Below are 13,228 nucleotides of genomic sequence, written 5' to 3' on the forward strand. Positions count from 1 at the left end.
GCGCTCTGCCGCCGCGATCACTCCCCAGCGCCAGTATCCGCAGCCTGCACGCCCCCCGCCTGCCAGCCACCGCCCAGCGCCACGTACAACGCCACCTGCGCGGTCGCCAGTGCGGTGCGGCCTTCCAGTGCGCGCTGGCGCGCCTGCAGTGCGCCACGCTGGGCGTCCAGCACCTCGCTCAGGTTCGCCTCGCCCAGCTCGTAGCTACGCTGCGCCAGCCGGTGCGCGCGCTCGCGGTGCGCGCGGGTGCGGCTGAGGGCGGCGTGCCGACGCTGTTGTCCGGCAATGCGCGTCAGGCCGCGTTCGACCTCCTCCAGCGCGCGGGCCAAGGCCTGCTCGAAGGCGATGTAGGCGCCCTCGCCCTCGGCATCGGCCAATTCGATGGCAGCGCCACGGTTTGCATAGTCCAGCAGCGGCAGACCGAAGGTGGCGCCGACCCGGGCGAAATTCGAAGCGCTGGAAACGGCGTCGCCCAACGCGAAGCCGGAGCGCCCCACGGCAGCCTGCACCGCCAGTTTCGGGAACAGGTCGCGGCGGGCGGCCAGTGCCTGCAGTTCGGCGGCATCCAGCCGCGCCGCTTCAGCGATCAGGTCCGGGCGACGGCGCAACAGGTCGATGGGCTGACCGGCGGCGATTCGCGATTCGGCCAGCGGCACCGCCGCATTGGCGGCGAGGTGGACGGCGGTACTGCCCGGCGGCTCGGCAAGCAGGGTATCCAGCGCCAGCTGCGCTTCGGCCAGGTGGATGTCCAGCTCGTCCAGATCGGCTTCCAGCGATGCGCGTTCGGCGGATGTGGCCTCGACGTCCAGCCGGGTCACCTCGCCGGCGTGAAACAGCAGCCCGGCGATGCGCTCCAGTTCGCGCGCCACTTCGATGCCTTCGACCAAGAGCGCGCGCTGCCCCTGCAGCGCGCGCAGCTGCAGATAGCCCTGCGCGGTGTTGGCAGCCACGGCCAGGCGTGCGGCCACCGTCTGCGCCTCGGCCGAACGCAGTTGCTGGGCGGCGCTGTCGCGCCGGGCTCGGGTGGCGCCGAACAGGTCCAGTTCCCAGGTCGCCTGCAGCGCCAGTTCCCAACTGTCGAAGGCGATCGGGTCGTCATCCGGGATGAAGTCAGCCAGCGGGCTGCCGGGTTCGGCGTCCTGGTCGTTCTCGATCCACTGGCGGCTGGCCGAGCCCGGCAGGTCGAAGCTCGGCAGCAGGCCGGCGCGCGACTGGCGCAGCTGCGCGCGGGCGCTGTCGACCCGCGCCATGGCCAGGCGAACATCGTGGTTCTGCTGCATGGCGCGGTGGACCAGCGCGGTGAGCTGCGGGTCGTCGAACTGACGCCACCAGCTGGCCAGCGACTCGGCATCGGCCGGGTGGGCGCCGGCGGCGCTGAACCAGGTATCCGGCAGTTGCGGCGCCGGGTGCTGCGGTGCGCTGGAGCAGGCGCTCAGGGCCAGGGCGAGCAGCAGCGGAGCGGCCAGGGCCTTGGCAGTCATGCGGTTTCCTCCGGGCGCACTTTCATCAGCAACAGGTACAGACAGGGCACGGCCAGCAGCGTCAGCAGCGTGGCGAAGCCCAGGCCGCCCATGATGGTCACCGCCATGTTGGCGAAGAACGGGTCGAACAGCAGCGGCACCATGCCCAGCACCGTGGTGCCGGCGGCCATCGTCACCGGGCGCAGACGCGAGGCCGAGGCCTCGATGATGGCAGTCAGGCGCGGCACCTCGGCGGCGATCTGCCGGTCGATTTCGTCCACCAGCACCACGGCGTTCTTGATCAGCATGCCGGTCAGGCTGAGCAGGCCGAGCAGCGCCATGAAACCGAAGGCCTGGCCGGTGAGCAGCAGGCCGAAACTCACGCCGCAGATGGCCATGGGCACCACCGCCCAGATCATCAGCGGCTGGCGCACCCTGGCGAACAACAGCACGGTGACGAGTACCATCGCCAGGTAGGGCACCGCCAGCGTGCTGGCCAGCGCCTGCTGGGCGTCGGAGGACTGCTCGTAGTCGCCGCCCCACTTCAGGCTGTAATTGACCGGCAGCTCAATGCCCTCGATCAGCGGACGGATGCGCTCGTGCGCCTCGTTGGTGTTCTCGCCGTCGCGCGGTTCGGCGCGGATGGAGATGGTGCGCTCGCGGTCGTAGCGCACGATGATGCCGTCCTCGCTGCTCGGTTCGATGCGGTCGGCGACCTGCGCCAGCGGCACGTAACCGTTGCCGGCCGGGCTCCAGATCAGCCGTTGCAGCAGGTTGTCGGCGTCGATGCGGTCATCCGGCGCGGCGCGCAGCAGCACCGGGATCAGCTCGTCGCGTTCGCGCAGCAGGCTGACGCGCTGGCCCTCGCTGCCGGCAGCCAGTGCGCGCGCCACCGCCTGGCGGGTCAGCCCGGCATCGGCGAGGCGATCCAGCGCCAGTTGCGGGCGCAGCACCAGCACCGGCTGACGCCAGTCGTCACGCACGTTGAGCACCTGGCCCTGCTCCTGCAGGCGCTTGCGCCCCTCGGCGGATATCTCGCGCAGCACCTCGGTGTCCGGGCCGCTGATGCGCGCTTCCAGCTTCGCCTCGGCATTGGGGCCGAACATGAACTGGGCGGCGCTGACGTCCGCTGATGGATAGCGCTGCGGCAACTCCTGGTTGATCTGCCGGACCAGGCCGTCGATCCGCTCGGCATCCTCGGTGCGCACGAGAAAGTGCATCAGCGAGGCATTCGGCTGCTCCGGCATGTAGGTGAGCATGAAGCGCGAGGCCCCGGCGCCGATGAAGCTCGACACATCGCTCACGCCGTCCTGCTCAGACAGGTACTGCTGGACCTCGCTGGCAGCGCGCGCGGTATCGCGGATATGCGTGCCCTGCGGCAAAAACAGGTTGACGTAGAACAGCGGCGTGCTCGACGGCGGAAAGAAGCTCTGCGGCAGGCGGGTGAAGATCACCGCACTGATCACCGTCAGCACCAGCAGCGCGCCGATGGTCAGCTTCGGCCGGCGCAGCACGCCTGTTGCCAGCCGGCGATAGCGCGCGTACCAGGGGCCGTCGTATGCGGCATCGGCATCCTCGTCGGCGCCGGCATTGCGCAGCAGGTAATGACCGAACAGCGGTACCAGCAGCAGGGCCAGCAACCAGCTGAGCAGCAGCGACACGGCGATGACGAAGAACAGCGAGAAGAGGAACTCGCCGGTGGTGTCCTGGGACAGGCCGATGCCGGCGAAGGCCAGGATGCCGATGATGGTCGCCCCCAGCAGCGGCCACTGCGTCTGCTGCAGCGTCTGCTGCGACGCCTCGAGAATGCTCTTGCCCTGGCGCTGACGCACCAGCATGCCGTCGCAGACCACCACCGCGTTGTCCACCAGCATGCCCATGGCGATGATCAACGCGCCGAGGGAAATCCGCTCCAGCTCGATGCCGACCAGCCACATCACCAGCAGCGTGCCGAGCACGGTGAGAAACAGCACCGCGCCGATGATCACGCCGGCGCGCAGGCCCATGGCGATGCACAGCACACCGACCACGATGGCCACCGAGAGAAAAACGTTGAGGGCGAAGCTGTTCACCGACTCGTCGACGATGCGGTGCTGCTCGTACAGCGGGTGCAGCTCGGCGCCCAGCGGCATGCGGTGCTCAACGGCCTGCAGCACTGCCTCGACGCTGTGCCCGACCTCGACGATGTTCGCCCCGGACACCCCGCTGATGCCCAGCGTCAGCGCCGGCTGGCCATTGTGGCGGATGATCTGCTGCGGCCGCTCGGCGTAGTCGCGCGACAGCTTGGCGATGGCGCCCAGCTCGACCCGTTGCGGGCCCTGGCCGACCGGCAGCGCGCGCAGCTCCTCCAGGGAGTCGAACGCCCCGCTGGGGCGCAGGCGCACGAAGAAGTCGCCGGCATTGACGCCGCCGGCTTCCACCGCGGCGTCGGTATCGCCCAGCGCTGCGGCGATCTCGTCGGGGGCGATGTTCATCGCCGCCAGCTGCGCCTGATCGACCTCCACCAGGATGCGTTCCTCCTGCACGCCGGCGATCTCCACCTTGCCGACGCCATCGGCGGTGAGCAGCGCGCGACGCAGGTCCTTGGCCGTTTCGTGCAGTTCCTTGAGCGTCAGACCGTCGCCGGTCAGGGCGTAGAAGATGCCGTAGACATCACCGAAATCGTCGTTGACCTGCGGCGGCTCGATGCCCGGCGGCAGATCGCCCTGGGCATCGTTGATCTTGTTGCGCAGCTCGTCCCAGATCTGCGGCAGCGCGTCACCGTCGTAGCGGTCCTGCATCTCCACGCGGATCTCGGCGATGCCCGGCATCGAGCGCGAGCGGATCTCCTTGATCTGCGACATCTGCTGGATGGCGCTTTCCAGCGGTTCGGTCACCTGCTGCTCGACCTCCAGCGCCGTGGCGCCGGGGTACTGCACGTTGACGATGGCCTGCTTGATGGTGAACTCGGGGTCTTCCAGGCGGCCGATCTCGAAGAAGGCGAGGATGCCGCCGAGCAGGCAGGTGAGCACCAGAATCCAGATATTGACCGGCCGAGTGATGGCGTAACGGGCAAAATCCATCGGCTCAGTTCCGCTCCCGCGCTTCGATCGGCTGGTCCTCGTGCAGCTTGCTGCCGCCGGCGACGATGATCGGCAGCTGCGCCTGCAGGCCCTCGCCGCGGATCAGCGCCTGGTCGCCCTCGACCTGCTGCAGCTGCACCGCCAGCCGCCGCGCGCGTCCCTCGTCGGCCTGCCAGATGAAGTACTTGCCGTCGCTGCCAGTCTGCAGCGCCGACAGCGGCAGGCGAAAGCCCTCCTCCTCTGTCTGTGACTGTGCGGGGCGCTGCAGACTGACGCGCATGGCCATGCCCGGCAGCAGGTTGTAGTCCTCGGGCGGCTCACCCTGTAGCACCAGCCGGTAGGTGCGCGCGCCCTCGCGCGGCTGGGTGCTGTGTTCCTTGTAGCGCAGCGGCAGGCGCAGGTCGGCGATCACCAGCTGCGCTTCGGCCTCGAGCTCGGGCCCGAGCGGAATGCTCAGCGCGGCGCTTTCCGGCAGATCGACGCCGACCTCGATCTGGCGGTTGTCCTGCATCTCGAACACCGGCGTGCCGACCGCCACCACCATGTCCGGCTCGGCCAGGCGGCGCGCCACCACGCCATCGAACGGCGCGTTCAGGGTGCTGTGTTCCAAGTCGCGCTGCGCGCTGTCGCGCGCCACCCGCGCGGCCACGGTGTTGGCCTCCAGCGCCTCGATGGCGGCGGGGGCGAGAATGCCTTCGGCAAGCAGGGTGCGCTTGCGCGCCAGATCCGCCGCCAGCTGACGCAGGCGCGCCTCGGCTTCACGCAGCTGCAGGCGGTAGTCGGTGCGGTCCAGCTCGGCCAGCGGCTGACCCCGCCTGACACGGGTGCCCTCATCGATCAGGATGCGCTCGATGCGCCCGGCCACCTCGAACGACAGCTGGGTGGTGGTCACGCTCTGCACCACCCCGGAGAAACGCAGCGCCTCGGCCTGCGGCGCGGCGGGCTGCAGCGGCTCGACCAGCGCCACCCGCGGCGGCTCGGGTGCCGGCTCGGTCTCGGAGGAACAGCCGCCGAGCAGCGGCAGCGCACAGGCGACGATCATCAACCAGGACTTGGGCGAGCGGGATGCTGGTGTTGACGTCATCGGGACTCCTTGTCTGCGCTGCTTGACGACCACAGGTTCGGGCCGCGGGACAGACAATAGAGCCCCCTTTATGCGCAGGAGTTCGGCGACAAGTTATGAACACCGGCGTGACCAGGCAGTCGCGCTTCGCCGCATGTACCGAACGCAAGCAGTCCGACGCAGGCTGAACGCAATGATCAGGACGTTCCCTGGCTACCGATGTCGCTGCCACGACTGGCTCGTCCCCAGGTCCCTGCTAGCGTGCATTACCTTTCACCCTATCGAGCGAGAACGACATGCTGCACAGCATCAAGCAAGGCATCACCCTGGACGAACTGGAACTGGCCGGCACCCTCGAGGACATCGGCGTGGAAATGCTCGAAGGCGACAACGCCATGTTCGCCCTGACCACCTTCGCCACCGAAGACGAATCGGTCAGCGCCGGCTACTTTGGCGTGCGCCGCAGCCGCTTCCGCCTGCCCTACACTTTTCACGAACAGGCTGTGGTGACCCTCGGCGAAGTGAAGATCACTGATGAAGCCACCGGCGAGACGGCGCACTACAAGGCTGGCGACGCCTTCTTCGTTGCCAGTGGCACCAACACCCTGTGGGAAGTGGTGAGCGACAGCTTTACCAAGCACTACCTGGCCGTCGACTGAAACCGCTTCAGAGCAAGCACTCGCTGCCCGGCGCAGTTCGTTGACCGGGCAACGACGCTCCCAAGGCCATGGGACGCATAGCAAAGGATCGCGAAAGACATGGATAGACGCACACTTGGCCTCAGCCTGCTACTGGCAAGCTGCAACGTAAGCGCAGAAAAAGATCCCCACCCTGCTCGGCCCGGTCAACGATATTCAGGTAAGCGAGGACGCACTCGGACCAGAGCAGGACAACTGCCGGGAATGCAAGGTCAGCGAAGAAACTGTCGCGGACTTCCTGCGCCACGCCATCCTCATCACCCATCGCCAGGAACACGACTGGTACCTCTATGACCCCTGTCAGGCTAGAGGCACCTTCAGCACCCGCTACGGGGAATGGCAGTGGCAACTGCACAATCTGGGCACCGCACGTATCACGGCGGTGACGGGGGAACAATTCATACTGGCCGATCCGCGAGAGGAGTCATCACTCGCCGAGCACTGACGAGACACTTAACTCAGTACGGCGATGGCGCTAAGCTGGTTTTCCGCACATTCCGAAGCACCTTAATGAAAGTCTTCACCCTAACCCCGAGCACGCTCTCCGTGCCGGGCTTCTGAGCATCGCCTCATGCAACCAAGTACTGCCATGCAGCAGCCCTGGAATGGCCGGCTCTGGCTAGCGACTGATCACTGCCTGTTCGAAGGGCAGTCTGGGGATACCCGTCCGCACGCCCATTACGCTCACCAAATCCTGTTGGTCGACAAGGGCGAGCTGGGGATGAAGATTGCCGGAAAGTCATACCAAGGCTCGCGCCTAGTAGTACCCTCGCTGCAGCAACATGCTTTCTGCGAAGCGGGCCAACCACTGCTGGCTCTATACCTCGAGCCACAGGCGTTTCACCTGCAAACACTGCAGGCATGGCTAGCCAAAGCGCCGTGCGAGCCACAGGCAGTTCTTGCGCAGCTTCGTCATTGGTCACGTCCAGCACTGGATGGGCGTGTGCAGCAAACCCTGCAGACTATCGATGCGTTGCTACTGGAGCGTATCGACGCCAACGCACTAGCCAGCCGCGCCCATATCTCTTTGAGCCAGCTGGAGCGGCTGTTTGGCCATCAGGTCGGCCTGCCGGTGCGCAAACTGATACTCTGGCGCCGCCTGCGGCTGGCCCTGAGCCTGGTGCTGCGCGGCAGCAATCTCACCGAAGCAGCGCACGCGGCGAATTTCGCCGACCTGGCACACTTTTCACGCACGCTACGTGGCATGTTCGGCATCCAGGGCCAGACCCTGCGACAACTGCAGCTACAACTGCTCGACTGAACCTCTCAGCTCGGCAGGCGGCGCAGGTGATCGCTCAGATCGCGCCCGACAGACGAATGGCTCAAGCAGTTGAGCCAAGTAGCCATCGGGGTATTCCGGCTGGCTACCGATACCCAAGTCCTTGCTGCCAACCTTGTAGGGTGAGTCAAAAGCGGTACCAAGCAGGCGGTCCCAGAGACAGAAGAACAGTGCGAAGTTCACGTCCCCCGCACGCCCATAGCGTAGGTGATGAAAACGATGCACGGGTGCCCAAGCAATCAGGTGGCGTAACGCGCCGATGCGCATGTCTACGTTACTGTGCTGCAGCAATAACTGAATCGCGATGGCAAAAGCCAGTAGTGCCGCCACCGTCACCGGCATTCCCGCCAGCAGCAACGGCAGAGTTCCAGCCAGCGCCTCCAGCCCCTGATGCAGTGGGTGTTTCATCAGGCCGTTAAGCCCGTACATGCGGCGCACGCTGTGGTGTACGGCGTGCAATCGCCAAAGCAAGGCGCTACGGTGGCTGAGCCAGTGCATCAAGGTAATGCCCAGGTCGGCCACGACGATGGCAATCAGCACCTGCAACCATAACGGCAAGGTGTGAGGCCAAAGCGTATTGTCCGGCAGCAACCTGGCGAATAGTGGGATGCTCAAGATGCCCACGCAGTTGAGGGCCTCATTAACCAGCGCGTGCAATCGGTCACGGCCAATGTCGCCATGATTGAGGTTCCACTGGCGCTCATAGGGGGCCAACGCCTCTGCCAACATGGACAGACCGATGGCAAGCAAAAGTAGCACCGGCAGGCACCACAGGCCCATCGGCCAATGGCCTACCAGCCAAACCGACAGCCCCGTGAACCCCAGGCTGAAGCAGGGAGCGTAAAGATAGCGGAAGAAAAACAGGTGCATGTGACTCTCCATGGTGAAAGGAGCACACAGCCTGAAGACTCGCGGGCACTCAGCGCTTGAACAAACCGCGCACGCATTACCAACCCGTGCCTATTGCCTGCTCGGCCCTCTCCTGCCTAGGCTTGGCCCTCGCATCATTAGGAGAGTCACGCCGTGGAAAAACGCCAGACCTGGCGTCAGCGCCTCTACATCATCATCTTCGAGACCAGCACGCCCGCGGCTCAGCGCTTCGACAACTGGCTGCTGGTGACCATTCTCGCCAGCCTGGTGGTGGTGATGCTCGACAGCGTCGAGCACTTCCATAACCAGTACGCCGAGGTATTCAAGGCGCTGGAATGGTTCTTCACCGTGCTTTTCGCGATCGAGTACGGCTTGCGTCTGTATATATCGCCCAAGCCCATGCGCTATGCCTTCAGTTTCTTCGGTCTGGTGGATCTGCTGGCGGTACTGCCTGCCATCCTCGCGCTGATGTTCGCCGATGCGCAGTACCTGATGATCGTTCGCGCCATACGCCTGATCCGCGTCTTCCGCGTGCTCAAGCTGCGCCAGTATCTGTCCCAGGCGAATTTCCTGCTGGTGGCGCTGCGCGGCAGCAAGCAGAAGATCATCGTCTTTCTGGTCAGCGTCTCGACCCTGGTCACGGTCTATGGCGCGCTGATGTACGTGATCGAAGGCCCCGCCAACGGCTTCACCAGCATACCGATCAGCATCTACTGGGCGGTGGTGACGCTGACCACCGTGGGCTTCGGTGACATCACGCCGCAAACGCCCATCGGTCAGATGCTGGCGACCATGGTGATGATCACAGGTTATTCGATCATCGCGGTGCCGACCGGCATCTTCACCGCCGAACTGGCCAACGCCATGCGCCAGGACGGGCTGATGGAACACGATTGTCCGCATTGCCGGAAGAACCGCCACGAATACAGCGCGGCGTTCTGCAGTCGCTGTGGCGGGCCGTTGTTCCGTCGGCAGGCCGAGCCCACCGCGCCATCGCGGAGCTCACCTGAAACAGACTGAAGCAAAACCGAACGGCCATCGCGTGGTCATAAAGTCGCCCTGTGGGCTATAAAGCCCGACTTTTTTAGCTGAAGGAAGCGCGCGATGGCCGTTACCACCAATGAATCCACGGCGCCAGCCAAGGCCGCCTGGATTGGCCTGATTCTAGGCCCATTGTTACTGCTCGTTTGCCTGGTCACGGAGCCGCCGGGCAGCCTGTCCAGCGCCGCCTGGGCCACCATCGGCCTGACCCTGCTGATGGCCAGCTGGTGGTCGACCGAGGCCATTCCGATTCCGGCCACCTCGCTGCTGCCGATCCTGCTGATCCCGGCGCTGGGCATCGACAGCCTCAATGCCGCCACCGCGCCTTACGCCAACCCGACCATCTACCTGTTCCTCGGTGGTTTCGTCCTGGGCCTGGCCATGGAACGCTGGAATTTGCACAAGCGCATCGCCCTGATGACGCTGCTGGCCATGGGCAGCAAGCCAAGCAAGCAGATTGCCGGTTTCATGATGGCCACCGCCTTTCTCAGCATGTGGGTGAGCAACACCGCCACCACCATCATGATGCTGCCCATCGGTCTTTCCGTAATCGGTATGCTTACCGGCGAGAAGAGCGCGGGTGATGCCGACCGTGAACGCTTCGCCACCGCCCTGCTGCTGGCGATCGCCTACGCTGCCAGCGTCGGTGGCATCGCCACACTGATCGGCACGCCGCCCAATGCCCTGCTGGCGGCCTTCCTCGCCGACAACTATGACGTACAGATCGGTTTCGGCCAGTGGATGCTACTGGGCGTGCCGGTGGCGGTAATCATGCTGGCGATCATCTGGTGGTGGCTGACCCGCGGCGGTTTCAACCTGGCCGGGCATGACAGCACGCAACTGATCCGCAGCGAATTGGCCGCGCTCGGTCCACTGAGCCGCGGCGAAAAACTGGTGGCGCTGGTATTCGTGATCACCGCGCTGGCCTGGGTGTTCCAGCCACTGATCGCCGGCTGGGTATCGGGCGTCAACGACACCAGCATCGCCATCGCTGCAGCGCTGGCGCTGTTCATCATCCCCGTGGATACCAAACAGCGGGTGTTCCTGATGGACTGGGAAAGCGCCAGCAAGCTGCCCTGGGGTGTACTGCTGCTGTTCGGCGGCGGCCTGTCGCTGGCCGGGGTGATTCGCAGCACCGGCCTGGCCGAGTGGATCGCACAAAGCCTCGGTGCCCTGGGCGCGCTGCCGGTAGTCGCGATGATCGGCGTGGTGGTGCTGGTGATCATCTTCCTCACCGAAGTCACCTCCAACACCGCTACCGCGGCCGCCTTCCTGCCGCTGCTGGGGGCTCTGGCGGTGTCGCAGGGCATGCCGGCCGAACTGCTGGCCATTCCTGCCGCCATCGCTGCCAGCTGCGCCTTCATGATGCCGGTGGCGACGCCGCCCAATGCCATCGTGTTCGGCACCGGGCATATGAAGATACAGTCGATGATCAGGGCGGGCTTCGCCCTCAATCTGTTCGGCGTAGTGCTGGTGACGCTGATCAGCTACCTGCTGGTGGGCCTGATCTGGGCGCATTGAGCCTGGATCGCAGCCACAAAAACGGCGCCTTCGGGCGCCGTTTTCATTTGTGCAGGGCGACTCGCCAAGCTCATGTAGGCTTTACCCGCCCCGGAGATCAGCGATTCTGATACTGCCGGAACAGCCCCGGTGGAATGCCCGAGCTGTCGGTTTCCTTCCACGGCCCGCCAGCTTGCGGCGACCAGCTCCAGCCGCCGTCCCAGCGGTAGAAGACGCGTTCGCGATAGTAGAGATCGCGCGCTCCTTCGACCACGTACACGCCCAAGGCCGGATTCCAGTGGCTTTTCACCCCGGGCGGCGGCGCATAACGCGGGTGCGAGGGTTGCTGGACAGGCGGCAACTTGCCAGCGGGCGTACCGGGTTGCTGCACCGGTGGCAGCCCCCCGACCGGGGCGCTGGGCTGCTGCAATACGCAGCCACTCAAGCCAAGCCCGAGCGCGCAGGCCAGCGCCAGGCGCTTCACTGGGCCTGCCCGTCGCGGCTGTCGATCAGCAGCGTCTGCACGTCACGAGCGGTATTGGCAACGGGGCCGGTCTGGCCGACCCACTCGCCCTGAGTGGCGTTACCCGCGCGGGAAACGCGCGCCACCAGTTGCACCTGGTCGAATTGCGACATTTTCAGTTCCGGCATCATTGCATCCACATCCGAGAGACTGATCTGCACCGGCAGATCGGAAACCTTCAGGCGTTTGGCCGCCAACGGCATCGGCGGGCCGCTGAGTGCACGGGCGAAGACGAACACGGCATCGTCCGGCTGCACCTTCTGCTGCACCTCGGGCGACAGCGACACGCTGACTTCCAGCGCATGCACCTTGGCGCTCGGCTCAGCGGCAGCGCTGGGCTGCTCGCCCTCACCCATCTGCTGCCGGGCGCGTTCGACACCGCCGGCGATGGCCGTGCGGGACGGGTCCTGCTCCGGCAGCACGGCGACCAGACGCTCCCAATAGCGCACTGCATCAGCATAGCGCTGACTTTCATAGGCCGCGATGCCGAGTAGCCCCAAGCTGGTGACCTCTTCTGGATCGGCCTTCAACGCCTCGTCGGTGAGCCCCTGCAATTGCTCGTTCCACTGTTTGCCTTCGGCGAAATACAGCGCCTGCGCCCACTGGCCGAGCAGTTCCGGGGCACGCCCGGCGATCTCCACGGCGCGCTCGAAGGCCTTGGCGGCGTCGCCGGCACGCTCCTGCGCCATATAGGTACGGCCAAGGAAGTACCAGCCTTCGGCGGAGTCCGGCTGCTGCTTGACGGTCTGCTCCAGGCGCGCGGTCATTTCCTCGATGCTCTGCGGCTGCATGGTCGCCAGCTGACGGGTCTGCTCGACCTGATCGAGAGCGCCCCAGTGCAGGTACAGGGCCACGCCGAGCACCGGCACCAGCAACGCCGAGACCAGCGGGATCTTGCCGCCGAGCACACCGCTGCGGCGCTGTACGCCTTCGGTATCGTCGAGCAACTCGCGCGCCGCTTCGGCGCGACCGGCCTGCATCTGCGCATCATCGAGCACACCGGCCTGGCGCTGGGCTTCCAGCTCCTGCAGGCGTTCCTGATAGAGGGTGACGTTGAGTGCGGTACGGTCTTCTTCGGCCTGCAGCTTGCGAATGCGCAGTACCGGAATCAGCAGAAACGCCAGGGCAGTCAGCAAAAGCAGCCCGGCGGGCAACCAGAAATCGATCATTGGTCTTTCTTGTCCTGAGAGGCTTGGGCGAGCAGCGCGTCGAGGCGCGCCTGCTCATCAAGGGAGAGGCCAGCGGCGGAGCGATCCTTCTGCTGGCCACGGCGGCGCAGGACGATCACCCCAAGCACGCCGAAACCTATCAGCAGCAGGCCGGCCGGACCGTACCAGAGCAACAGCGTGCGGCTGGTCAGTGGTGGCTTGTAGAGCACGAAGTCGCCGTAGCGGGAAACCAGAAAGTCGATGATCTCCTCGTTGCTCTTGCCCTCTTCGAGCATGCGATAGATTTCGCCACGCAGGTCCATGGCGATCGGCGCATCGGAGTCGGCGATGTTCTGGTTCTGGCATTTCGGGCAACGCAGCTCTTCGATCAGGTTGCGATAGCGCTGGCGCTCAGCCTCGCTGGCGAACTCGAAGGTATCGATGGCGGCATGGGCGCTGGCCAACAGGCCCAGCGCCAGACCGGCGGACATCAGCAAACGTTTAGGCAGGCGCCATGAAAACGTCGCGAGCGAAGAGCAGGCAAGGCGAAAGCAGGCGAAGAAGCGGAGTTTACAAGTTGTAAA

At 65.4% G+C, this 13,228-nt stretch carries 12 protein-coding genes; 4 read left to right on the top strand and 8 right to left on the bottom strand.

Going from position 1 to position 13,228, the window contains the following annotated elements:
* Positions 1-17: 17 nt before the first annotated feature.
* Genes DXK50_RS05455 through DXK50_RS05465 form a run of 3 tightly spaced genes read right to left on the bottom strand, consistent with a single transcriptional unit; the run spans position 18 to position 5,606 of the window.
* Positions 18-1,481 carry an efflux transporter outer membrane subunit gene (locus DXK50_RS05455; RefSeq protein ID WP_212629626.1) on the bottom strand — a complete coding sequence of 488 codons (1,464 nt, stop codon included), beginning with the start codon at positions 1,479-1,481 and terminating at the stop codon, positions 18-20.
* A complete protein-coding gene (locus DXK50_RS05460) occupies positions 1,478-4,522 on the bottom strand; it encodes an efflux RND transporter permease subunit (protein ID WP_212629627.1) in 3,045 nt (1,014 codons plus the stop codon). The genes DXK50_RS05455 and DXK50_RS05460 overlap by 4 nt, the downstream gene beginning before the upstream one ends.
* A gap of 4 nt (positions 4,523-4,526) precedes the next feature.
* Complete coding sequence (locus tag DXK50_RS05465) at positions 4,527-5,606, bottom strand: efflux RND transporter periplasmic adaptor subunit (protein WP_212629628.1); 1,080 nt, start codon at positions 5,604-5,606, stop codon at positions 4,527-4,529.
* A 275-nt stretch (positions 5,607-5,881) separates the two neighbouring features.
* Here DXK50_RS05465 and DXK50_RS05470 point away from each other — a divergent pair, with 275 nt between their 5' ends.
* Positions 5,882-6,244: a cupin domain-containing protein gene (locus tag DXK50_RS05470; RefSeq protein WP_212629629.1), complete on the top strand. Its 363-nt coding sequence runs from the start codon at positions 5,882-5,884 to the stop codon at positions 6,242-6,244.
* 121 nt (positions 6,245-6,365) lie between these two features.
* Here the strand turns inward: DXK50_RS05470 and DXK50_RS05475 are convergent, their stop codons facing one another.
* Positions 6,366-6,560 carry a hypothetical protein gene (locus DXK50_RS05475; RefSeq protein WP_212629630.1) on the bottom strand — a complete coding sequence of 65 codons (195 nt, stop codon included), beginning with the start codon at positions 6,558-6,560 and terminating at the stop codon, positions 6,366-6,368.
* Positions 6,561-7,226: 666 nt separating this feature from the next.
* Between DXK50_RS05475 and DXK50_RS25275 the strand changes: the two genes are divergently transcribed.
* On the top strand, positions 7,227-7,544 hold the full coding sequence (locus DXK50_RS25275; RefSeq protein WP_349292090.1) for a helix-turn-helix domain-containing protein: 318 nt from the start codon (positions 7,227-7,229) through the stop codon (positions 7,542-7,544).
* Here DXK50_RS25275 and DXK50_RS05485 read toward each other — a convergent pair.
* A complete protein-coding gene (locus DXK50_RS05485; RefSeq protein ID WP_212629631.1) occupies positions 7,527-8,432 on the bottom strand; it encodes a sterol desaturase family protein in 906 nt (301 codons plus the stop codon). The genes DXK50_RS25275 and DXK50_RS05485 overlap by 18 nt on opposite strands.
* A 153-nt stretch (positions 8,433-8,585) precedes the next feature.
* Between DXK50_RS05485 and DXK50_RS05490 the strand changes: the two genes are divergently transcribed.
* A complete protein-coding gene (locus DXK50_RS05490; protein WP_212629632.1) occupies positions 8,586-9,452 on the top strand; it encodes an ion transporter in 867 nt (288 codons plus the stop codon).
* An 84-nt stretch (positions 9,453-9,536) separates the two neighbouring features.
* Positions 9,537-10,994 carry an SLC13 family permease gene (locus DXK50_RS05495; RefSeq protein WP_212629633.1) on the top strand — a complete coding sequence of 486 codons (1,458 nt, stop codon included), beginning with the start codon at positions 9,537-9,539 and terminating at the stop codon, positions 10,992-10,994.
* 97 nt (positions 10,995-11,091) lie between these two features.
* Here the strand turns inward: DXK50_RS05495 and DXK50_RS05500 are convergent, their stop codons facing one another.
* Genes DXK50_RS05500 through DXK50_RS05510 form a run of 3 tightly spaced genes read right to left on the bottom strand, consistent with a single transcriptional unit; the run spans position 11,092 to position 13,135 of the window.
* A complete protein-coding gene (locus DXK50_RS05500; RefSeq protein ID WP_212629634.1) occupies positions 11,092-11,457 on the bottom strand; it encodes a hypothetical protein in 366 nt (121 codons plus the stop codon).
* On the bottom strand, positions 11,454-12,665 hold the full coding sequence (gene ccmI, locus DXK50_RS05505; RefSeq protein ID WP_212629635.1) for a c-type cytochrome biogenesis protein CcmI: 1,212 nt from the start codon (positions 12,663-12,665) through the stop codon (positions 11,454-11,456). Before ccmI ends, DXK50_RS05500 begins: the two co-directional genes overlap by 4 nt.
* The gene (locus DXK50_RS05510) at positions 12,662-13,135 is read right to left on the bottom strand and encodes a cytochrome c-type biogenesis protein (protein ID WP_161865607.1); all 474 of its coding nucleotides are present in this window, start codon (positions 13,133-13,135) and stop codon (positions 12,662-12,664) included. The genes ccmI and DXK50_RS05510 overlap by 4 nt, the downstream gene beginning before the upstream one ends.
* Between the last annotated feature and the right edge of the window lie 93 nt (positions 13,136-13,228).

The sequence above is a fragment of the Pseudomonas sp. KB-10 genome (assembly GCF_018221585.1).
Taxonomy (GTDB): Bacteria; Pseudomonadota; Gammaproteobacteria; order Pseudomonadales; family Pseudomonadaceae; genus Aquipseudomonas; species Aquipseudomonas yangonensis.

Excerpts from the sequence above, each read along its gene's own strand:
- DXK50_RS05455 (WP_212629626.1), bottom strand. The coding sequence starts at position 1,481 with ATGACTGCCAAGGCCCTGGCCGCTCCGCTGCTGCTCGCCCTGGCCCTG.
- DXK50_RS05460 (WP_212629627.1), bottom strand. The coding sequence starts at position 4,522 with ATGGATTTTGCCCGTTACGCCATCACTCGGCCGGTCAATATCTGGATT.
- DXK50_RS05465 (WP_212629628.1), bottom strand. The coding sequence starts at position 5,606 with ATGACGTCAACACCAGCATCCCGCTCGCCCAAGTCCTGGTTGATGATC.
- DXK50_RS05470 (WP_212629629.1), top strand. The coding sequence starts at position 5,882 with ATGCTGCACAGCATCAAGCAAGGCATCACCCTGGACGAACTGGAACTG.
- DXK50_RS05485 (WP_212629631.1), bottom strand. The coding sequence starts at position 8,432 with ATGCACCTGTTTTTCTTCCGCTATCTTTACGCTCCCTGCTTCAGCCTG.
- DXK50_RS05495 (WP_212629633.1), top strand. The coding sequence starts at position 9,537 with ATGGCCGTTACCACCAATGAATCCACGGCGCCAGCCAAGGCCGCCTGG.
- ccmI (WP_212629635.1), bottom strand. The coding sequence starts at position 12,665 with ATGATCGATTTCTGGTTGCCCGCCGGGCTGCTTTTGCTGACTGCCCTG.
- DXK50_RS05510 (WP_161865607.1), bottom strand. The coding sequence starts at position 13,135 with ATGTCCGCCGGTCTGGCGCTGGGCCTGTTGGCCAGCGCCCATGCCGCC.